Annotated in this window: 20 protein-coding genes; 10 read left to right on the top strand and 10 right to left on the bottom strand. The window is 67.8% G+C overall.

The annotated features are described in order from the left end of the window. Nucleotides 1–470 precede the first annotated feature (470 nt). Complete coding sequence (locus tag RTO53_RS10355) at nucleotides 471–2,594, bottom strand: M13 family metallopeptidase (protein WP_312237707.1); 2,124 nt, start codon at nucleotides 2,592–2,594, stop codon at nucleotides 471–473. 295 nt (nucleotides 2,595–2,889) lie between these two features. Here RTO53_RS10355 and RTO53_RS10350 point away from each other — a divergent pair, with 295 nt between their 5' ends. Next, the gene (locus RTO53_RS10350; protein WP_312237706.1) at nucleotides 2,890–5,841 is read left to right on the top strand and encodes an EAL domain-containing protein; all 2,952 of its coding nucleotides are present in this window, start codon (nucleotides 2,890–2,892) and stop codon (nucleotides 5,839–5,841) included. A 29-nt stretch (nucleotides 5,842–5,870) separates the two neighbouring features. Here the strand turns inward: RTO53_RS10350 and RTO53_RS10345 are convergent, their stop codons facing one another. Next, entirely contained in the window at nucleotides 5,871–6,752 is an 882-nt protein-coding gene (locus tag RTO53_RS10345; RefSeq protein ID WP_312237705.1) for a LysR family transcriptional regulator, read from the bottom strand. A 96-nt stretch (nucleotides 6,753–6,848) separates the two neighbouring features. Between RTO53_RS10345 and RTO53_RS10340 the strand changes: the two genes are divergently transcribed. The 4 genes from RTO53_RS10340 (at nucleotide 6,849) to RTO53_RS10325 (ending at nucleotide 10,495) form a co-directional block, all read left to right on the top strand. Further along, the gene (locus RTO53_RS10340; protein ID WP_312237704.1) at nucleotides 6,849–7,259 is read left to right on the top strand and encodes a DoxX family protein; all 411 of its coding nucleotides are present in this window, start codon (nucleotides 6,849–6,851) and stop codon (nucleotides 7,257–7,259) included. Nucleotides 7,260–7,296: 37 nt separating this feature from the next. Continuing rightward, nucleotides 7,297–8,094 carry a class III extradiol ring-cleavage dioxygenase gene (locus RTO53_RS10335; protein WP_312237703.1) on the top strand — a complete coding sequence of 266 codons (798 nt, stop codon included), beginning with the start codon at nucleotides 7,297–7,299 and terminating at the stop codon, nucleotides 8,092–8,094. Continuing rightward, on the top strand, nucleotides 8,091–8,741 hold the full coding sequence (locus tag RTO53_RS10330) for a phospholipase (RefSeq protein ID WP_312237702.1): 651 nt from the start codon (nucleotides 8,091–8,093) through the stop codon (nucleotides 8,739–8,741). Before RTO53_RS10335 ends, RTO53_RS10330 begins: the two co-directional genes overlap by 4 nt. A gap of 110 nt (nucleotides 8,742–8,851) precedes the next feature. Continuing rightward, nucleotides 8,852–10,495, top strand: coding sequence for a Na+/H+ antiporter (locus tag RTO53_RS10325; RefSeq protein ID WP_312237701.1), 1,644 nt, complete (start codon nucleotides 8,852–8,854; stop codon nucleotides 10,493–10,495). Nucleotides 10,496–10,736: 241 nt separating this feature from the next. Here RTO53_RS10325 and RTO53_RS10320 read toward each other — a convergent pair whose 3' ends face one another. Continuing rightward, the gene (locus tag RTO53_RS10320) at nucleotides 10,737–10,988 is read right to left on the bottom strand and encodes a DUF3297 family protein (protein WP_256775141.1); all 252 of its coding nucleotides are present in this window, start codon (nucleotides 10,986–10,988) and stop codon (nucleotides 10,737–10,739) included. Nucleotides 10,989–11,125: 137 nt separating this feature from the next. On the opposite strand from RTO53_RS10320, the gene RTO53_RS10315 reads away from it, so the two are divergent. Further along, nucleotides 11,126–11,668 carry a hypothetical protein gene (locus RTO53_RS10315; RefSeq protein ID WP_256775142.1) on the top strand — a complete coding sequence of 181 codons (543 nt, stop codon included), beginning with the start codon at nucleotides 11,126–11,128 and terminating at the stop codon, nucleotides 11,666–11,668. A gap of 136 nt (nucleotides 11,669–11,804) precedes the next feature. Here RTO53_RS10315 and RTO53_RS10310 read toward each other — a convergent pair whose 3' ends face one another. From RTO53_RS10310 to msrB, 5 genes are all read right to left on the bottom strand, one after another. Next, nucleotides 11,805–12,080, bottom strand: a complete 276-nt coding sequence (locus RTO53_RS10310; protein ID WP_312237700.1) for a DUF4031 domain-containing protein — start codon at nucleotides 12,078–12,080, stop codon at nucleotides 11,805–11,807. A 14-nt stretch (nucleotides 12,081–12,094) separates the two neighbouring features. Continuing rightward, nucleotides 12,095–12,616: a hypothetical protein gene (locus tag RTO53_RS10305; protein WP_312237699.1), complete on the bottom strand. Its 522-nt coding sequence runs from the start codon at nucleotides 12,614–12,616 to the stop codon at nucleotides 12,095–12,097. A 189-nt stretch (nucleotides 12,617–12,805) separates the two neighbouring features. Beyond that, nucleotides 12,806–13,750 (bottom strand): flagellar motor protein MotB, encoded by a 945-nt coding sequence (gene motB / locus RTO53_RS10300; RefSeq protein WP_312237698.1) that lies wholly within the window; start codon nucleotides 13,748–13,750, stop codon nucleotides 12,806–12,808. A gap of 9 nt (nucleotides 13,751–13,759) precedes the next feature. Further along, the gene (gene motA / locus RTO53_RS10295; protein ID WP_312237697.1) at nucleotides 13,760–14,614 is read right to left on the bottom strand and encodes a flagellar motor stator protein MotA; all 855 of its coding nucleotides are present in this window, start codon (nucleotides 14,612–14,614) and stop codon (nucleotides 13,760–13,762) included. Nucleotides 14,615–14,772: 158 nt separating this feature from the next. After that, nucleotides 14,773–15,240, bottom strand: a complete 468-nt coding sequence (gene msrB / locus RTO53_RS10290) for a peptide-methionine (R)-S-oxide reductase MsrB (RefSeq protein WP_256775147.1) — start codon at nucleotides 15,238–15,240, stop codon at nucleotides 14,773–14,775. Between the two features lie 138 nt (nucleotides 15,241–15,378). On the opposite strand from msrB, the gene RTO53_RS10285 reads away from it, so the two are divergent. Further along, complete coding sequence (locus RTO53_RS10285) at nucleotides 15,379–15,801, top strand: classical arabinogalactan protein 4 (protein ID WP_312237696.1); 423 nt, start codon at nucleotides 15,379–15,381, stop codon at nucleotides 15,799–15,801. Between the two features lie 229 nt (nucleotides 15,802–16,030). Continuing rightward, nucleotides 16,031–16,204 (top strand): lana protein, encoded by a 174-nt coding sequence (locus tag RTO53_RS10280; protein WP_256775149.1) that lies wholly within the window; start codon nucleotides 16,031–16,033, stop codon nucleotides 16,202–16,204. A gap of 72 nt (nucleotides 16,205–16,276) precedes the next feature. Here RTO53_RS10280 and RTO53_RS10275 read toward each other — a convergent pair whose 3' ends face one another. Beyond that, on the bottom strand, nucleotides 16,277–16,756 hold the full coding sequence (locus RTO53_RS10275) for an Lrp/AsnC ligand binding domain-containing protein (protein ID WP_256775150.1): 480 nt from the start codon (nucleotides 16,754–16,756) through the stop codon (nucleotides 16,277–16,279). Nucleotides 16,757–16,905: 149 nt separating this feature from the next. Here RTO53_RS10275 and RTO53_RS10270 point away from each other — a divergent pair, with 149 nt between their 5' ends. Together RTO53_RS10270 and alr are read left to right on the top strand one after the other, a co-directional pair. After that, nucleotides 16,906–18,216 (top strand): D-amino acid dehydrogenase, encoded by a 1,311-nt coding sequence (locus RTO53_RS10270; protein WP_312237695.1) that lies wholly within the window; start codon nucleotides 16,906–16,908, stop codon nucleotides 18,214–18,216. Beyond that, on the top strand, nucleotides 18,195–19,268 hold the full coding sequence (gene alr, locus RTO53_RS10265) for an alanine racemase (RefSeq protein WP_312237694.1): 1,074 nt from the start codon (nucleotides 18,195–18,197) through the stop codon (nucleotides 19,266–19,268). The genes RTO53_RS10270 and alr overlap by 22 nt, the downstream gene beginning before the upstream one ends. Before the next feature lie 44 nt (nucleotides 19,269–19,312). Here the strand turns inward: alr and RTO53_RS10260 are convergent, their stop codons facing one another. Further along, on the bottom strand, nucleotides 19,313–19,879 hold the full coding sequence (locus tag RTO53_RS10260) for a DUF3016 domain-containing protein (RefSeq protein WP_312237693.1): 567 nt from the start codon (nucleotides 19,877–19,879) through the stop codon (nucleotides 19,313–19,315). Nucleotides 19,880–20,195: the final 316 nt, after the last annotated feature.

Here is a 20,195-nt window from a genome sequence, read left to right as displayed (position 1 = left end):
CCAAGCCGCATCCATGCGGCTTGAGGGTCCCGCGAACCCACACACCCCCACCCTCGACAGTTGGCTGGTGGCCATGGGCAAGACTTGAAGGCACAAAGGGAAGGGCACAGGGCAAAGAAGCGCACGCCAAAGAGGCGAAGAGGCGCAGTTCAAGAATCACACTCCAATGCGAGCCTGCGCGGCGGTTCTCCTCGGCTGTTTCGCTGCGCAACGGCACCCTGTCAAAGGGTGGGTACGGGTGGGAGTGCGGGACCGTCATGCGCCATGGATGGCGCATGCGAGCCTACATGGATGTATTTACGGCGTGTCCCGCACTCCCGCCCGTACCCGCCCAAGCCAGTAGAAGCGCACACCCTGTGCTGTTGATCTGGCTTCTGCTCTTCAACGCATAAAGCAGCAGCAGGAAGACAAAAAAAACGGGCGCCGAAGCGCCCGTTTCCCTGCCTTTCATCGCAATGCGATAAAACCCATCACCACACCTTGACCCGCTTGTCCGGCGCCAGATAAAGCTTCTGGCCTTCCTTCACCTCGAAAGCCGGGTACCACGCGTCCAGGTTGCGCACCGTCAACGCGCGGAACTGGCCCGGTGCGTGCACGTTGGTCAGCAGCGAATTGCGCAACGCCTGCTCGCGCGCCTTGCTGCGCCACGCCTGCGCGAAACCCAGGAAGAAGCGCTGATCCGGCGTGAACCCTTCCAGCGTCTGGCCCGGCTTGCCCTGCAGCGACAGCTGGTAGGCATCGTAGGCCGTGGCCAGACCGGCCACGTCGGCGATGTTTTCGCCCAGCGTCAGGCGTCCGTTGACCGACACTCCCGGGAACGGCTGGTAGCTGCTGAACTGCGCCGCCAGCGCATCGCCGGCCGCGTTGAACTTCTTCAGATCGTCAGCCGTCCACCAGTTGTGCAGCTTGCCGGTCTCGTCGAACAGCGCACCGGCATTGTCGAACCCGTGGCTGATCTCGTGGCCGATCACCGCACCGATCGCACCGTAGTTCACCGCATCGTCGGCCGCACCGTCGAAGAACGGCGGCTGCAGGATCGCCGCCGGGAACACCAGCCGGTTTTCCAGCGGCACGTTCATCGCGTTGATCGTCTGCGGCAGCATCGCCCACTCGCTATGGTCCACCGGCTTGCCCAGCTTGGCGATGTTGCGCTGGTACTCGAACTGCTCGGCGCGTGCCGCATTGCCCAGCGCGTCGTCGCGCTTGATCTCAAGGCCGGTGTAGTCGCGCCACTTGTCCGGGTAGCCCATGCCGACCGTCAGCCCGGCCACCTTGGCCTTGGCATGCGCCTTGGTCTGCGGCGACATCCAGTCCAGCGCATCGATGCGCTTGGCAAACGCGGCGATGATGTTCCTGGCCATCTCGTCGGCACGCGCCTTGGTGGCCGGGTCGAAGTGGCGCTCCACGTACAGCTTGCCGATCGCCTCGCCCACCGCGTGGTTGCTGTCATCCACCGCACGCTTCCAGCGCTCGCTCTGCTGCGGGGTGCCGTTGAGGGTGGTGCCGTGGAAGGCGAAGCGCGCGTCGGCGAAGGCCTTGGGCAGATACGGGGCGGCGCGGTCCAGCGCGTGGAAGGCCAGGTAGTCCTTCCACACCTCCAGCGGCTCGGTGGCCACCAGGCGCGAAATCCCGGCGACGGCCTTGGGCTGCCACACGATGAAGTCCTGCTGCGCATCCAGCTTGGCCCCGGCCAGGAAGGCCGGCCAGTCCATGCCTGGCGCCTTGGCGCTCAGGTCGGCCTGCTTCCAGGCGTTGGCGCCCTTGGCCACGTCGTTGGTTTCTTCCTGGGTGGCATGGGCCTGGGCGATTTTGGTCTCCAGTGCCAGGATGCGCTGTGCCTTGGCCGCCGGATCGGCGACACCCGCCAGCTGCAGCATCTGCGCGATGTAGGCCTGGTACTGCTTGCGCAGCTCGGCCATGCGACCGCCCTGCAGGTAGAAATCTCGGTCCGGCAGGCCCAGGCCGCCCTGCACCAGGTAGGGCGCATTGCGGTCCGGCTGCAGCAGGTCCACCGACACCCACACCCCGAACAGGCGGTCGGTGTAGAAGTTGGTCGCATTCAGCAGGTCCACGTCCGCGCGCAGGGTGCCGCCCAGGGTGGTGGCCAGCGCGGCCTTGTCGGCGATGCCGCCAATGGCCTCAAGCTCCGGCTTCACCGCGGCCACGCCGCGCGATTCGATCCCGGCCTCGTCCATGAACGCGGCGTAGTAGTCGCCGATCAGCTTGTTCTCGCCGGTCGCCTTGGTGTCCGCGGCGGCCCCTTCGAGGATGGCGCGGGTATCGGCCAGGGTCTTCTCGGAGATGACGTTGAAGCTGCCGTAGCTGGAGCGGTCGGCGGGGATCTCGGTGTTCTTCACCCAGGTGCCGTTGGCGAAGCCGAAGAAGTCATCGCCGGCGGCGACGCTGCGGTCCATGCCGGCGGCATCGAAGCCGAAGCTGCCCAGCTGCGGCTTGGGCGCGGCGGGCGCGGCGGTGGCGGCGGTGTCCGGCGCGGTGGCGGCAGGGGCGGCCGCGTCGCGGTCGCAGGCGCTCAGGCCCAGCGACAGGCTGGCGGCAATGGCAAGCATCAGGGTGGGGCGGCGCAGCGTGGGCATGGATGTCTCAGGCAACGGAGGAAACCCCAAGTCTAATCCTCCCGGCCAGGGCTGGTCGCGCCGGCCCGGGCCGTTGCCTGCGGCGGTTGGGGCGCGCCTTGGCTTTGTCAACGTGAACCGCCCGATCCGGCACATCCGGGCCTTCCCGTGCCGCACGCGCTGGTGCATGCTGGGTGTTCAGGCGTCGGGTCGCGATACGAAGCGGTCAAGATTCCCAGGCTTCGGCCGCTCAGGTTTGGGGAAACCAGGAAGCGTTACGCATGAAGTCAGCCCATCGCTGCGGGAGAGGTCGTCGATGCCCGCGTTGAACCACGCATTGGCGCGGCCACTGCGCACGATCGTGTGGCTGGGCGTCGGCCTGGGCGTGCTGCTTGCCGTGGGCCTGACGGCGATGCTGGCCAACGACTACCAGCGCCGCCAGGAAGCGGCGCAGCGCCAGAGCTCGGCGCTGGCCGCCGGCTCGCAACGCCTGCTGCGGCTGGAACTGCGCAACCTTGAACGGGCCATGCTCGGCATCGCCGAAGACGGTGCGCTGCTGTTCGAGCGGGTGCCGGCCCAGGCCCCGGACCTGCTCGATGATGCAATCAGCGGGGTGCTGCAGCGGCACGCCGAACTGGACAGCATCGTGGTGGTGGACCAGTACGGCCGCGCCCTCACCAGCGGCAGTGGCGACCTGTACCTGCCGCTGTGGGCCACCGACGCCAATCGCGGCAGCGAAAGCCGCCTTTACATGGGCCCGCCACAGCAGCGCACTGCCCAGCGTTGGGTATTGCCGCTGGCACTGCGCATGGGTGATGACCGCTGGCTGTTGAGCCGGCTGCACACCAGCGAGCTGCAGTCGATCATCGGCGGTATGGATACCGGCGAACACGGCGTCATCTCGATCACCGACGCGCAGGGCTACGTACTGGCGCGCAGCCCGGACACCGTGGGCCTGACCGGGCAGCGTTTCAGCCTGGGCAAGCGCGAGATGCTGCGCCGCGATGCGGTCACCCCGCTGGGCATCGAGACCAGCACCATCGACAACATCGAGCGCATCTCCACGCTGACCACGCTGGGCCAGTACCCGATCGCGGTGTATGCCGGGCTGGGCCGCGATGACGTGCTCGCGCCGTGGTGGCCGTACGTGCAGGCCTCGGTGGTGCTGTACCTGCTGTACTGGGGCGTGTTCGCGCTGGTCTATGTGAGCCTGCGCCGCGCCACCCGCAGCCAGGACGCGCTGACCGAGGAACTGCGCACCGGCCATGCCGAACTGCTGATGGCCCACCAGGTCGGCAAGGTCTGCACCTGGTATGTCGATGAGGACGCGTCACTGCTGCGCTGGTCGCCGTTGGCGCGCGAGATCTTCGGCATCGATATCGAGAGCCTGCCGGTGGCGGCGTTCTTCGCGCGGGTGCACCGCGAGGATGCCGAGCGCATGCAGCAGGCCTTCGATGCAGCCTTCGCCGGCAACGGCGTGCTCGATGAAATGTTCCGGGTGGTGCTGCCCGGCGGGGCCACGCGCTGGGTCTCCGCGCGCGGCCAGCGGGTGGCGGTGGTGGACCGGCAGCGGCGCATGATCGGTGCGCTGACCGACGTCAGCGAGCGGGTGCAGGCGCTGGCACGGGTGCAGCAGGCCGAGCGTCAGTTCCGTCTGCTGTTCGACCGCAACCCGGCGCCGTTCTGGGTCTTCGACCCGGACACGCTGCGCTTCATGGAGGTCAACGAAGCGGCGGTGCAGCAGTACGGCTACAGTCGCGATGAATTCCTGTCGATGAGCATCCTCGACATCCGCCCGCGCGAAGGCTGGGACGAGATCCGCGGCGCGATTTCGCGGGCCACGCTGGGCGATCCGCAGGACGCGCAGATCCGCATGCACCGGCGCAAGGACGGCACGCTGTTCGAAGTGCGCGCGCACCTGTCGCGGCTGGATTTCGACGGCCGCCAGGCCTGCCTGGTGCTGGCCGAGGACATCAGCGAGCGGCTGGCCTACGAGCGCGACCTGGCCTACCACGCCACCCACAACCCGGCCACGGGCCTGCTCAATACCCGCGCGCTGGCCGCGCAGCTGGATGAGGAGGGCGGCAGCTATACGATCGCCTATGTGCAGTTCCGCGGCCTGCAGCTGGTGGCCGATACGCTCGGCCGCGAGGTGGGCGAGGTGGTGCTGCAGGCCATGGCCAAGCGCCTGGGCGGGCTGGGCACGCGTTACGGTCTGCTGGCGTTCCAGCCGGCCGAGGATTTCATCTTCGCCATCCGCGACGACCACGAGCGCCAGACCGCGCTGGATACGCTGGTGCAGACCGTGTCCGAGCCGGTGCGCGGGCAGGACTGGCTGCATCAGTTCGAGCCGCGGATCGGCGTGGCGGTGAAGTTCGACGGCGACAACGTGCCGGCCGAACAGGTGATCGGGATGGCGGCGCAGGCCGCGCATGCGGCGCGCGACGAGGGCAGCGTCATCGCGTGGTTCGACAACACGGTGACCTCGCGGCTGGCCGAGCGGCTGCGCCTGGCCGGACGCATCCACAGCGCGATCGACACCGAGTTCCAGCTGTATTTCCAGCCGATCTGCCATGCCAGCGATGGCACGCCGGCGGCGTTGGAGGCCTTGCTGCGCTGGCCGCAGGCCGATGGCAGTTTCATTCCGCCGGGCGAGTTCATCCAGCTGTGCGAGGACACCGGGCTGATCCTGGCGCTGGGGCGCTGGGTGATCCGCGCGGCGGCGGCGGCGCAGCGGCAGTTGGCCGATGCAGGCAAGCCGTTGCCGATCGCGGTGAATGTGTCGGCGGTGCAGTTCTTCAACAGCGATCTGGTGGCCGAGTTCGCGCGCGCCAGCCAGGAGTTCGGGCTGGAGCGCGGCGCGCTGCAGGTGGAACTGACCGAGAGCAGCCTGATGCGCAAGCCGGCCCAGGCCAAGCAGACGATGCAGCGGCTGCATGAGCAGGGGATCTGCATTTCGCTGGATGATTTCGGCACCGGCTATTCGAACATGTCCTATCTGCAGCACCTGCCGCTGGACATCCTGAAGATCGACCGCAGTTTCGTGGCGGATGTGGAAACCAATCCGCGCAATGCGTCGATCTGCCGTGCGCTGTTGTCGCTGGGGCACAGCATGGGGCTGACGGTGATCGCCGAGGGCGTGGAGACGCCCGGGCAGCACCAGTGGCTGGCGGCGCATGGGTGCGATCAGGTGCAGGGCTACCTGCTGGGTCGGCCCTCGCCGCTGGCCGAGGTGATCGCCCGGCTGGATACCGTCGACGCGCTGTAGCGCCAGCGCGCCTCGGCTGGGTGGGTGCGTCAGCCCAACGCGTCCACCAGGTAGTCAATGAAGCTGCGCACCTTCGGTGCGAGGTGGTTGCGGCTGGTGTAGACCGCATAGATGCCGATCGGGGCAACGTCCCAGTCCGGCAGCAGGCGTTCGAGGCGACCGTCGGCCAGGGCCTCGCCGACCAGGAAATCCGGCTGCAGGATGATGCCCATCCCGGCCAGCGCCGCTTCGCGCAGGACATCGCCATTGTTGGCGCGCAGGCCGCCGCGCACCGGCACGGAAACATCGCCGCGCGGTCCGCGCAATGGCCAGCTGTCGCCACCGCCCCAATAGCTGTAGCCCAGGCATTCGTGGTCGGCCAGGTCTTCGGGCTGCTGCGGGCGGCCGTGCGCATCCAGGTAGGCCGGCGCCGCGCACAGGGTGATGTGGGTGTCGGCCAGCTTGCGCGCGATCAGCGCCGGGCTCGGCTCGCGGGTGATGCGCAGGGCCACGTCGTAGCCTTCTTCGACCATGTCCACCAGGCGGTCGGAGAGGGAGAGTTCCAACTGCACCTGCGGGTAGCGCGCGCGGTAGCCGGCCAGCAGCGGGCCCAGCCGGGCGATGCCGTAGCTCACCGGCGCATTGACCCGCAGCAGCCCGGACGGCTCCAGCGCCTGCGCGCCGATCCCGGCCTCCAGTGCATCGAACTGCGCCAGCAGCTGCACGCATTGCGCGTAATACGCCGCGCCGGTGCTGGTCGGGCTGACCCGGCGGGTGGTGCGATTGAGCAGGCGGGTGGACAGGCGCTTTTCCAGCGCCGCGATCTGCCGGGTCACCCCGGCCGTGGACAGGTCCAGCGCCTGGGCCGCTGCGCTGAAGCCATTGCGTTCGACCACGGTCACGAACACACGCATCGCCTCAAGAGTGTCCATTGTTTCAGTTCCTGTAATAAACAGCGTCGGTTGATCGTATTTATCGGCATCACTGAGCGCAATAACCTGTCGGCATCCTGATCCGCGAGGTGCGCCATGCAATCGTCTCCTGTCCGTGTTTCCGCGCTTGCCCCGCTGGGCGCCAGCCTGCTGCGCTGGGGCCTGGGTGCGCTGTTCCTGGTCCACGGCCTTACCAAGCTGCTGGTGTTCACCCCGGCGGGCACCGCCGCTTACTTCGTCTCGCTCGGCCTGCCCGGCGCGCTCGGCTACCTGACCATCGCGCTGGAGCTCATCCTGGCCGCCGCGCTGCTGCTGGGCATCTACGCCCGCTGGGTCGGGTTGGCGGGGGTGCCGCTGCTGCTGGGCACCATCGTCAGTGTGCATGGTGCCAACGGTTTCAGCTTCGCCAATGCCGGGGGTGGCTGGGAATACCCGGCGTTCTGGGCGTTCGCGCTGCTGGTGCTGTTCTGCATCGGCGATGGCAAGTGGACGCTGGTGTCGCGCTGAGCGCGGCTGCATCGATGTTCTTCTTCTGGAGTCTGTGATGTCCCGTCTGCCCTCGCTGTACATCTCCCATGGCTCGCCGATGACCGCGCTCAATCCCGGTCTGGTCGGCGAGCGCCTGGCCACGCTGGCCGCGCAGTTGCCGCGTCCGCGCGCGATCGTGATGGCCTCGGCGCACTGGCTGACCCACCAGCCGGCGGTGGGCGGGCACGCGCAGCCACCGACGATCCACGATTTCGGCGGCTTCCCGCAGGCGCTGTTCGACCTGCAGTATCCGGCGCCGGGCGATCCGGCGCTGGCCGCCGAAATCGCCGCGCGGTTGGACGCTGCCGGCCTGCCCGCCGCGATCGATCCCCGCCGTGGCCTTGACCACGGTGCGTGGGTACCGCTGCGCTTCCTGTACCCGCACGCGGATATCCCGGTGGTACCGCTGGCCATCCAGCCACTGCTGGGGCCGGCCCACCAGTACGCGCTGGGCCGCGCGCTGGCGCCGCTGCGCGAGCAGGGCGTGCTGTTGATCGGCTCGGGCAGCATCACCCACAACCTGCACGACTGGGGCAACTACGCCGAGGGCAAGGAGGCGCCGTACGTGCGCCCCTTCATCGATTGGGTCGAGCAGCGCCTGCAGGCCAATGACAGCGCCGCGCTGCTGGCGTATCGCGCCCGCGCGCCGCACGCGGCGCAGGCGCATCCCAGCGACGAGCATCTGCAGCCGCTGCATTTCGCCATGGGCGCGGCCGGGGGTGAGGTGCTGGGCGCGCAGCGCATCGATGCCGGTATCGATGCCGGCTTCCTGGCGATGGACATCTATCGCTTCGACGGCGAGCGGGCTGCGTGAGCAGCCTGCATACGCTGGTACGCGCAGCCACGGGGCCAGCGCAGGGGCTGGTGGTGCTGATGCATGGCGTGGGCAGCAACGAACGATCGCTGCAGGCGCTGGCACACGGGCTGGATCCGCGCTTGCAGGTGCTGCTGCCCCGCGGCCCGATCGCGTTTGCAGCGGATGCCTTCGGCTGGTTCACGGTGCAGTTCGGCGCGAACGGACCGGTGATCGATCCCGTGCAGGCCGAGGCCAGCCGTCGTCTGTTGATCGCGTATGTGCGCGATCAACAGGCGCGACTCGGCATCGACGCCGCGCGCACGCTGGTGGCCGGCTTCAGCCAGGGCGGGATCATGGGCGCCGGTGTCGCGCTCACCGCACCGGAGGTGGCGCAGCAGTTTGCGATCCTGTCCGGGCGCATCCTGCCGGAGATCGCCCCGCACATCCCGGCCGATATCGCCCGCCGTGGCGTGCAGGGCCTGATCCTGCACGGACGCGATGACAGCAAGCTGCCGTATGCGTTGGCCACCGCTGCATCGGCGCGCCTGCGGGGGCTGGGGGTGGCGCACGAGCTGCGCAGCTACGCCGCCGATCACGCGCTGACGCCGGCAATGCAGGCCGATTTCACTGCGTGGAGCGCGCGCCAGCTGCTGTCCCGCGACTGAGCCTGGGCTGCGTCGGCGTTCGCTCCGGCGGACGGGTGTGGTAGTTTTTTTGCAGTTTCCGGCGCCGGCTGCCTCGCAGCCTCCCCCTCGCGCCGTCCACTGGAAAATACATGCATACCATTGAAGTCGTGCTGGCGATGCTGGTGGCCGTGGTGGCCAGCGGCTACCTGGTCCGGGTATTGCCGTTGTCCTTGCCGCTGCCGCTGGTGCAGATCGGGCTCGGTGCGGTGATCGCCGGGGTGTTCAACCGTGGCCACGCGCTGGAACCGGAAATGTTCTTCCTGTTGTTCCTGCCGCCGCTGCTGTTCCTCGACGGCTGGCGCATTCCCAAGCAGGGTCTGTTCCGCGACAAGGGCGTGATCCTGGAGCTGGCGCTCGGGCTGGTGGTGTTCACCGTGGTCGGCGCCGGCTTCCTGATCCACTGGATGATTCCGGTGATGCCGCTGGCGGTGGCCTTCGCGCTGGCGGCGATCATTTCGCCGACCGATCCGGTGGCGGTGGGGTCGATCGCCTCGCGCGCGCCGATCCCCAAACGGCTGATGCACATCCTGGAAGGCGAGTCGTTGTTGAACGATGCCTCCGGCCTGGTCTGTTTCCGCTTCGCGGTGGCCGCGGTGATGACCGGCAGCTTCTCGCTGGCGACCGCCTCGCTGACCTTCCTGTGGGTGGCGCTGGCGGGCCTTGCGATCGGCGTGGCGGTGACCCTGGGCGTATCCACGTTCCAGCGCTGGCTGTGGCGGCGCTTCGGCGAAGAGCCGGGCGCGGCGCTGCTGGTCAACCTGCTGATCCCGTTCGCGGCCTACCTGCTGGCTGAAGAAGCCAATGCCTCGGGCATCCTGTCGGCCGTGGCCGCCGGCATCACCATGAGCTACGTCGAGCTCACCGGCCGTGTCTCGGGCAGCATGCGCGTGCAGCGCGCGGCGGTGTGGGGGATGCTGCAGTTCAGCTTCAACGGCATCATGTTCGTGCTGCTCGGCGAGCAGCTGCCGGGCATCGTGGATCGCGCCATCACCACCGTCAGCGAGAGTGGTCACCACAGCGCGTGGTGGTTGCTGGTGTATGTGGTGGTGATCAACCTGACGCTGATCGTGCTGCGCCTGGCCTGGGTGTGGGTGTCGCTGCGCTGGAGCGTCCTGCGTGCCCGCCATCGCGGCGAAGTCCGGCAAGGCACCTCATGGCGCATCGTCGTGGCCACTTCGGTGGCCGGCGTGCGCGGTGCGATCACCCTGGCCGGCGTGCTGACCCTGCCGCTGTTCCTGCCCGATGGCAGCGCGTTTCCCGCGCGCGACCTGGTGATCTTCCTCGCGGCGGCGGTGATCCTGTTCTCGCTGGTGGCTGCCAGCGTGGCGCTGCCGCGCCTGCTCAAGGGCCTGGAACTGCCGGCCGATTCGGGCGAGCGCAAGGCCGAGGACCTGGCACGGCGGCTCGCGTCCAAGGCGGCCCTGGCCGGCGTGGAGCGCATGCGCCAGCAACTGGTGCAGAACCAGACCACCGAGAACGTGCAGCTGTACAACGACGCGGCCTCGCGGGTGAGCCTGCTGTACCAGCGCAACCTGGAGAAGGACGACGGACCCGATGCGGATCCGGAAAAGGTGCGGCGGATGGAAGAGGGTTACCGCCAGCTGCGCGGCGCCGGGCTCACCGCCGAGCGCGAGGAACTGTTCCGGCTGACCCGACGCGGCACCATCTCCGACGAGGTCTCGCGCCGCCTCATCCGCAACCTGGACCTGCTGGAAACCCGCCAGCGCGGCTAAACCCGGAACCCGGAAGGTAGAGCCACCCCATGGGTGGCTATCGCAATGCCAGAAACCCGGCCTGCGCCCAACCCGGAGGTAGAGCCACCCCATGGGTGGCTGGCGCAATGCCAGAAACCCGGCCTGCGCCCAACCCGGGGGTAGAGCCACCCCATGGGTGGCTATCGCAATGCCGAAGGTCTGGCCTTCGCCCGGCCCGGAGAGCAGCCACCCATGGGGTGGCTCTACCCTTGCGGGTGGATCAGGCGTCCGGCTTCTGGTCCAGGTAATACGCCACCACGGTGCCCTTGATCTTGATGGTCATCGGGTTGCCACGGCGGTCACGGGCCTTGCCGGCCTGCACGCGGATCCAGCCTTCGCTGACCGAATACTCTTCGACGTTGTCGCGCTCGACATCGTTGAAACGGATGCCGACGCCACGCTCCAGCGCGGGGCCATCATGGAAGGGACTGGTCGGGTTGATCGCCAGGTGATCGGGAGGGGTATCGCTCATGGTCAGTGCGTCGTAATGGCCACCACGGCCATCTTCCAGACGTACAGGATAAACCGCAGCGGCCCCGTGGCCGAATTTCGCTTCCTGCCAACGCCACTGCACGGCAGAATGCCCGCCTGCCTACAGGAATACCGGTCATGCCCGACAACAGCGATTATTTCGACTTCGAAGAAGAAGAGCGCGATTTCGACGAAGACGATTTCGAGGCGCGGATCTGGAACCTGTTCGTGCTGATCAACCCGGGCGACGAAGAGCTGGGCCTGCAGCAGTTCAACCGCTGGCGCGAGGCGGTGCTGGAAGCCGGCGAGGAAATCGACGAAGAAGCCGACTGGCTGCCGCCGCTGATGGCCGCCATCGCCTGGCAGTCCGGCTTCGAGGTGGACCGTGAGGATGCCGATGCGCTGATGTCGGCGGTGAACGAGCTGTCCGCGCGCTGGAACCTGCAGCTGGACTGGGGCGGCGATCTGGATGACGAGGATTTCGCCGCCAAGGTGGACGCCTCGGTGCTGATGGGCACCGCCTACGACCGCCTGCGCGAGCAGAACTACTCGCTGTGGAGCGTGGACACCGGCAACGACGGCCTGGCCGGCTGGATGGCGCTCAGCCGCGACGACGACGCCATGCTGGCGCTGTGCTCGTTGCTGGGAGTGGAAGTGCGGCCGGGCAGCGACCCGTTCTGAAGACACCGGTAGAGCCGACCGTTGGTCGGCTGCTTCCCGCATCCGGCGTCCAAGACCCATCACAGCATGTGCGAGCCGACAGCCGGCATGCAGCGTGCGATGACGGGTTAACGAGGTTGCCGGCCAGCGGCCGGCACTACGCCTGGTATTGCGTGCGTGCGTTGGCGATGACGGCTTTGACCAGGGCGCGGTCGGTGTGCCGCGAGATGGCGTGCGCGCCCAGTGCGATCGCCTGCGCCCGCAGTGGGGCGGGCACGTCGTAGTGGGCGCCGCTGGGGCGGTTCTGGAACGCCCGCCGGGGAATCCCGAGCTGCGCCGCCATGGCGTGCAGCTCGGGCAGGGTGTCGGCCATCAGATGCGCCCAGCGCTCGCCGCGCCAGGGATGGACCGCATCGTCGATATAGACCGTCACCGGGCGGCCGTGGCTCAGGCCTGCGGCTTGTCGTCGCTGGCGGCCGGGGTGGCGTCGGCGGCGGCATCGGTGCCGGCCTCGTCAGCCACCGGGGCGTCGTCGCTGGCGTCGGCAGCGGTTTCGGCGGATTCAGCGTCGTCGCCTTCTTCGCCTTCCACGCCTTCAAACTCGGACACCAGCTGGGCCAGGTACTCGTCGGCGGTCTTGCCTTCGTCGGCGGCCAGGTCATCGATCAGCTGCTGCAGCTGGCTCGAGTATTCCAGGTTGACCTTGCGGCCTTCCTTTTCCTGCACGTTGGACAGGTGCTTGAGCATGGCCAGCATCGGCACCGGGTTGTCGGCGTTGCCCATGGTCTGGCCGCCGATGGCCAGCAGCCATTCGGTGCCCTGCAGGCCGATCGCGGCCACGACCTGGCCCTCTTCGTTGGTCAGCACGGCATGGTTCTGCACCGGTTGCTGGGCGTTGAGGCGGTTGATCGGGCGCTTGGGCTGCTGCTTCTTGCGCTTGTCGCGCTTGGCCTTGGACTGCTTGGACATGGTGGCGTCTATCTACACAGGGAAAGACCGCCATTGTAATGGGGTTGGCCGCCGCCGTCGGCCCGTCCGCGCGGACAGGCCCCTGCGTGCCGACGTCCGGCGCAGACGGTCCCGCCGCGCAGGCCCCCCGGCAGGGTCGGGTCCCAACCGACTATCCGACCATCGCATCGTCCGAACGCCTTCCTTGCGTCAGGGCGACCCCGCCGGGGCCTGCGCGGCCTGGATGTCCGGGTCGGCGGCGGTCGGCGACAGCGCAACTTCCTGCCCGGCACCGGCCAGCGCCGCGGCCTCGGCGGCCTTGGTCATCACCACGATGCTGATGCGGCGGTTGATCGGATTGTCCGGCTGGGTCTTGTCGAACAGCACCGAAGAGGACAGCCCGACCACGCGGGTCACCTTGTCTTCGGTCATGCCACCGTCGAGCAGGGCGCGACGGGCCGCGTTGGCGCGGTCGGCGCTGAGCTCCCAGTTGCTGTAGCCGTGCACGGCGTTGTAGGCGGTGGTGTCGGTGTGGCCGGTGATGCTGATCCGGTTCGGCACGTGGTTGATGAACTGCGACAGCTCGCGCAGGATTTCGCGCGTGTACGGCTTGAGCGCGGCGCTGCCCATATCGAACATCGGCCGGTTCTGCTTGTCCACGATCTGGATGCGCAGGCCTTCCGGGGTGAGGTCGAGCAGCAACTGATCCTTGAACGGTTCCAGCGCCTGGCTCTTGCTGATCGCTTCTTCCAGTTCCTGCTTGAGCGCCTCCAGCTGCTGTTTTTCGCGCTCGCGATCGGTCTGCGGCACCGGCTTGGCCGCCTGCTGGTTCTGGAACGGGTCGTTGCTGTTGCCACGCGAGATGTCGGTGGCACCGCCCAGCTTGATCATCGAGGTGCTGGCCCCGCCCGGGCCGGCCATGCCGGGGGCCGGGGTCGAACTCTGGCCCACCAGCGGGCTGGGATTGCGGAAGTATTCGGAAATGGCCGCGCGCTCGGGCTTGGTGGTGGCCGCCATCAGCCACAGCACCAGGAAGAAGGCCATCATCGCGGTGACGAAGTCGGCGTAGGCAACCTTCCAGGCGCCGCCATGATGGGCGGCGTGGCCGGCCTTCTTGACCCGGCGGACGATGACGGTGGGTTTGTTCTCGGCCATGGCGGTGCCTTACTTGACCGTCTTGAGGTGCTGTTCGAACTCGCTGAAGCCCGGGCGCACGTTCGACGGCAGGGTCTTGCGGGCGAATTCGAGGGCGATCTTCGGGTTGTAGCCGCGCAGGCAGGCCAGCAGGGCGGTCTTGACCGACTCGTAGATGCGGCTGTCCTGTTCGGCGCGCGCTTCCACCGCTGCGGCCAGCGGGCTGACGAAGCCATAGGCCAGCAGGATGCCCAGGAAGGTACCGACCAGCGCGCCGGCCACGTGCGCGCCGACCTCGGTGATCTCACCGCCGATCGAGCCCATGGTGATCACGATGCCCAGCACCGCGGCCACGATGCCGAACCCGGGCAGGCCGTCGGACACTTTGTTGAGTACCGCCGAGGGCTGCATGGCTTCGGCGTGGTGCTTTTCCAGCTCCATCTCCAGCAGCGGCTCCAGCTCGTGCGGCTCGATGTTGCTGCCGATCATCAGGCGCAGGCAATCGGTGATGAAGTCGACCAGGTGGTGGTCGGCCTGCACCTTGGGGTAGTTGGCGAAGATGCTGCTCTCGGACGGGCGCTCGACATGGTCTTCCAGCGCCATGAAGCCTTCGCGGCGCGCCTTGTTGAGCAGCTCGTAGAGCAGGCTCAGGACGTCGATGTAGTCCTGCTGCTTGTAGGCCGGGCCCTTGAACACGCCGATGCTGGCCTGCAGGGTCTGCTTGACGGTCTTGACCGGCGTGCCCACCAGGAACGCGCCCAGCGCCGCGCCGCCGATGATGACCAGTTCGTACGGCTGCCACAGGGCGGCCAGCTTGCCGTGCGCGCCAATGTAGCCGCCGAGCACGCTGATGATGACGACGAGGAATCCAACAATGATGAGCATGGGGCCGGCGCGGAGTAGGGGATACCTCCATGTCGGCCCGTCCCCCGGTTTTCTGAAGGGGGCGTTTGTTGGATGTCACACTTTTGCGACGCCGGTGTGCGAACCGACGGTCCGCAACGCCGGTCCGGTCCGGTCGCTTGAGTCCGTCGCCCGCGACGTCAGCCCGCCGGCTGGGCCTCGGCGCCGCCGCGCTGCAGTGGGTCCGGGTAGGGTTCGCCATTGGGGGTGAACGACAGCGAGACCGAATTCAGGCAATGCCGCTCGTGGGTCGGCGGCGGACCGTCGGGGAAGACGTGGCCGAGATGGCTGTCACATCGTGCGCAGACGATCTCGGTACGGATCATGCCGTGGCTGATGTCGCGGATCTCGCGCACATGGGCCGGGTCGAACGGAGCGAAGAAGCTCGGCCAGCCGGTCCCGGAGTCGAATTTGGTGCTGGAACGGAACAGTGGCAGCCCGCACAGGCGGCAGCCGTAGACGCCGTCCTGCTTGTTGTCCAGGAACACGCCGCAGTACGGGGCCTCGGTGCCGTGCTGGAGCAGCACCCGGCGCTCATCGGCGCTGAGCCCGGCCACCAGGGCCTGGCGCTGGGCGTCGCTGGGGGGAGAGAGATCGAAGGCGGTCATCGGCGGTTCCTCGCGGGGGTGGGTTCAAGATTGGGCCGGCCGCGGGCGCTTCAACCCGCCGGCCTGGATCGGCGATGTTCATGGTGCTGATACCCGCGTGGGTGCAAGGTGGAGTCCTGATCCCCGCCGGAGCCTGCCATGTCCCGCCATCCCTGCCTCGCCGTCGCGCTGCTGGTGCTGTTGCCGGCTGCGGCCATGGCGCAGATCGGGCCACCGCCGAGCCCGACCCAGACCCGCCCGGTGGTGGTCACCCAGCCCACCCCCACGCCGTTGCCCACGCCGGTGCGTCCGGCCCCGGTGGACAGCCTGTCCGGGCAGATGGCGCCGGTGAAGTCCGACAGCCAAGTCCAGCAGCAGCTGCGGACCCATCCGATCCAGGCCCAGGGCGACGGCCCGGCGCAACCGATCCAGGGCCCGACGCTGCAGCCCAAGGTGTACGACCGCCACGGCCGCATCATTCCCGGCGCCAAGCAGGTCGGCCCCAACCGCGTGCTCGATACCCGCACCGGCCGGTATTACGACGCCATCCCCAGCGGCAACGGCCAGCAGATCAAACCGTAACGGCCGGTGGGTCGACCCACGGTCGACTGCACGGGGACATGCAGCGCTCGATGCCAGCGTCACCTCCAGCGCGGCGCGCCATCCATGAACGCTCCACAACCACGTCCCGCAGTCATCTGCATCAACGATTCCGCTCACTGTTTTTTCGCCTGCGATTAACCGTTTTTCCGCGACGCTGTGCGTGCGCCGGAATGCGGCGTATCCCAAGGTTTTTCAGAAGAGTGCAATCATGACCAACCAGCAGAACCAGAAGGGCGGCAAGATGCCGCAGCAGGAACAGCAGGGCAGTCAGCAGCAGCACCAGAAGGCCGGCCAGCAGAACCAGCAGCAGTGGGACCAGCAGAACCAGAAGGGCGGCAAGCAGCCGGATCAGCGCAGCCCCGGTTCCAAACAGCAGCGCTGACGCGCGCGTCATTCCACGACCCGAGGCGGTGCGCGCGAGCGCGCCGCCTTTCGCGTTTTGGCCCCGCCCGGCTCAATCGGGAATCGGCAGCATCAGGGTTTCCTTGACCTCTTCCATCACGATGTAACTCTTGGATTCGCGCACGTGCGGCAGGGTCAGCAGGGTGCTGCCCAGCAGCTTGCGGTAGGAGGCCATCTCGCTGATGCGGGCCTTGAGCAGGTAGTCGAAATCGCCCGAGACCAGATGGCATTCCAGCACGTTGGGCAGCTTCAGCGCGGCGCGCCGGAACTCCTCGAAAATGTCGCCGGACTTGTAGGCCAGGCTGATCTCAACGAACACCAGCAGGCTGGCCTTGAGGTAGTGCGGATCGAGCTTGGCGTAGTAGCCGGTGATGGCGCCATCGCGCTCCAGCCGGCGCACCCGCTCGGTGCAGGGCGTGGTCGACAGGCCCACCCGTTCGCCCAGCTCGGTGAAGGAGATACGGCCCTCGGCCTGCAGGATGCGCAGGATCTTGCGGTCGATCTTGTCCAGTTCGCGGGGGCGCACGGCCATTGGCGTCATCCAGGCATGGGTGTTGACAGGACAATACCCTGCCATAACTCCTAAAAACAGGCGAAAAGCTTGGTTTGGCCGGAATATACTTCCCTAATTATGGTCCCGGCGCGCTCCAGTGCAGGGAATGATCGGGTTGGAGGAGCAGCATGCGCGTTCTAGTCCTTGGCAGCGGCGTCATCGGCACCACCAGTGCCTGGTACCTGCGGCAGGCCGGGTTTGAAGTCACCGTCGTCGACCGCCAGCCCGGTCCGGCGCTGGAAACCAGTTTCGCCAACGCCGGCCAGCTGTCCTTCGGCTACACCTCGCCGTGGGCCGCCCCGGGCGTGCCGCTCAAGGCGGTCAAGTGGCTGTTCTCCGAACACGCCCCGCTGGCGATCCGGCCCGGCCTGGATTGGCGCCAGTACGCGTGGCTGGCGCAGATGCTGCGCAACTGCACCCACGAGCGCTACGCGATCAACAAGGCGCGCATGGTGCGCATGTCCGAATACAGCCGCGACTGCCTGAACGAGCTGCGCCGCGAGACCGGCATCGAATTCGAAGGACGCGACCTGGGCACCACCCAGCTGTTCCGCACCCAGCAGCAGCTGGACGCCTCGGCGCAGGACATCGAAGTGCTGGCGCAGTACGGCGTGCCCTACGAGGTGCTCGACCGCGAGGGCATCATCGCCCACGAACCGGCGCTGGCCGGCGTGGCCGATACGCTGGTGGGCGCGCTGTGGCTGCCGCGCGACCAGACCGGCGACTGCCAGCTGTTCACCCGCCGGCTGGCGCAGATGTGCGTCGATGCCGGGGTCGAGTTCCGCTTCGACCAGGACATCGCCGGCCTGCAGACCGACGGCGACCGCATCACCGGCGTGCGCATCGATGGCAAGCTGGAGACCGCCGACCGCTACGTGGTCGCACTCGGCAGCTATTCGCCCTCGCTGGTGGACCCGCTCGGCCTGCGCCTGCCGGTGTACCCGCTCAAGGGTTACTCGCTGACCCTGCCGATCACCAACGCGGCGATGGCGCCGACCTCGACCATCCTGGACGAAAGCTACAAGGTGGCCGTGACCCGCTTCGACGACCGCATCCGCGTCGGGGGCATGGCCGAAGTAGGCGGGTTCGACCTGTCGCTGTCGCCGCGCCGCCGCGCCACCCTGGAGAAAGTGGTGGGCGATCTGTATCCGCACGGCGGCGACCTGTCGCGCGCCGAATTCTGGACCGGGCTGCGCCCGGCCACCCCGGATGGCACGCCGGTGATCGGCGCCACCCCCTACCGCAACCTGTTCCTCAACACCGGCCACGGCACGCTGGGCTGGACCATGGCCTGCGGTTCGGGCCGTTACCTGGCCGACCTGATGAGCGCGCGGCAGCCGCAGATCAGCACCGAAGGCCTGGATATCTTCCGTTACGGCCATACCGCCGCATCCGTTGTTCATAGTGAGCCCAAAGCATGCGCCCAGCCCGCGCGTTGATCGACCTGGACGCGTTGCGCGCCAATTTCCGCCTCGCCCGTGAACTCGGCGGCGGCCGCAAGACCCTGGCCGCGATCAAGGCCGATGCCTACGGGCACGGTGCCATCGCCTGCGCGCGCGCGCTGCAGGGCGAGGCCGACGCGTTCGGCGTGGCCTGCATCGAAGAAGCGCTGGAACTGCGCCAGGCCGGCATCACCACGCCGATCGTGCTGCTGGAAGGCTTCTTCGACGCCGACGAGCTGCCGCTGATCGTGCAGCACGATCTGTGGTTTGCCGTCGGTGCGCCGTGGCAGGTCGATGCGGTGGCCGCGTTCGAAACCGATGCCCCCCTGCATATCTGGCTGAAGCTGGACAGCGGCATGCATCGCCTCGGATTGTCGCCAACCGATTTCCGTGCCGCGCATGCGCGCTTGAGCGCGTTGCCGCAGGTTGCGCCGATGGTGCTGATGAGCCACATGGCGCGTGCCGATGAACTGGACAGCCCGCGTACCCGCGAGCAGGCCGATACCTTCGCGGCGGCAATCGAGGGGCTGGCGGGCGAAACCAGCCTGTGCAACTCACCGGCGCTGCTGGGCTGGCCGGACGTGCGCAGCGACTGGGTGCGTCCGGGCCTGATGCTGTACGGGGCAAATCCGCTGCCCACGCACTCGGCGTTGACCGGGCGCCTGCGCCCGGTGATGACCATGCAGTCGAAGATCTTTGCCGTGCGCGAGATCGGTATCGGCGAGCCGGTCGGTTATGGCGCGCGCTTCGTTGCGCAGCGTCCGACCCGGGTGGGCGTGGTGGCGCTCGGTTACGCCGATGGCTACCCGCAGTTCGCGCCCAATGGCACGCCGGTGGTGATCGACGGTCAAGCGGCCACCCTGATCGGGCGGGTATCGATGGACATGCTCACCGTGGATATCACCGACCTGCCGCAGGCCGGCGTGGGCAGCACCGTCACCTTGTGGGGCCAATCGCCGCGCCTGGATGTGCTGGCGCCGCTGTGCGGGGTCAGTGCGTACCAGCTGCCGTGCGCGGTCAAGCGGGTGCCGCACGTCCTCCAGGGGTGAGACCCCGGTAGAGCCACGCCATGCGTGGCTCCATCTGACCCGGCTCAGTTGCTGGCGGTGGCCGGCGCGCGCAGGTCGCGCTGGGCCCAGTCGTCCAGCAACCGCTTCTCGTAGCGCAGCGGATCGGTGTCGCGCTGCAGGCCGATGTTGTGCAGGTAGCTGCTGTCGGACAGCTTGCGCTCGGCCTCGGCCAGCACCTGGCCCCGCGCATCCCGCAGGGTGTAGCTGAGCGTGATCCGCGGCGGATAGATATCGCGCAGGATGCGGATATCGGTACCGCGCGGACCATGCCACGGCTCGTAGTCGCCGGCGCGCTTGATGTCGGTAATGGTCACCTCCAGCGTCTGCCCCGGCTGCAACTGCTTGCTGGCGGTCTTCTGCGCGTACTGTGCCAACTGCTGCACCCAGTCGCCGCGCTCGGCCTCGAAGCGGTTACTGCTCTGGCGGATTTCGGTGAACTGGGCCGGGTCGGTCCAGCTCACCTTGACCGGGCCTTCGCCGCTGAGGGCCCGCGGCGCCTGCGGATCGGTGACCGAACGGGGGGCCGCGCTGGCACAGCCGATCACCAGCAGGCAGGTCAGCAGTCCGGCTACCAGGGGTTTGCGGTTCATGGCGACTCCTCGATCACGATCACAGACGGGATCCGGGCTTGAGTGTGATCCTCTTCGCCGGGTGGGACAATCGACAAACCCCCTCCCGCAGGCCCCGGTTGCCGCGAATTCACCTACGTCAGCACGCGAACCTGCCTGACCCCGCGCTTGACGCTACGAATACGCGGTCTGGAAGATGCTGTATACCTCCGTTTCGCCAGTTGCCTCATTGACGCCTTTGTCCAGCCTGCCCACTTCCACCCTTGAACGATCCCCTTTCATGACGCCTGCGGCAGATCCCGGCCTGTACCGGAGCATGCTGGAGCAGATGAATGCC

The organism is Stenotrophomonas sp., assembly GCF_031995405.1.
Lineage (GTDB): Bacteria > Pseudomonadota > Gammaproteobacteria > Xanthomonadales > Xanthomonadaceae > Stenotrophomonas.
The sequence above is the reverse complement of the archived record's forward strand: the minus strand, read 5'-3'. Positions and strand labels throughout refer to the sequence as shown.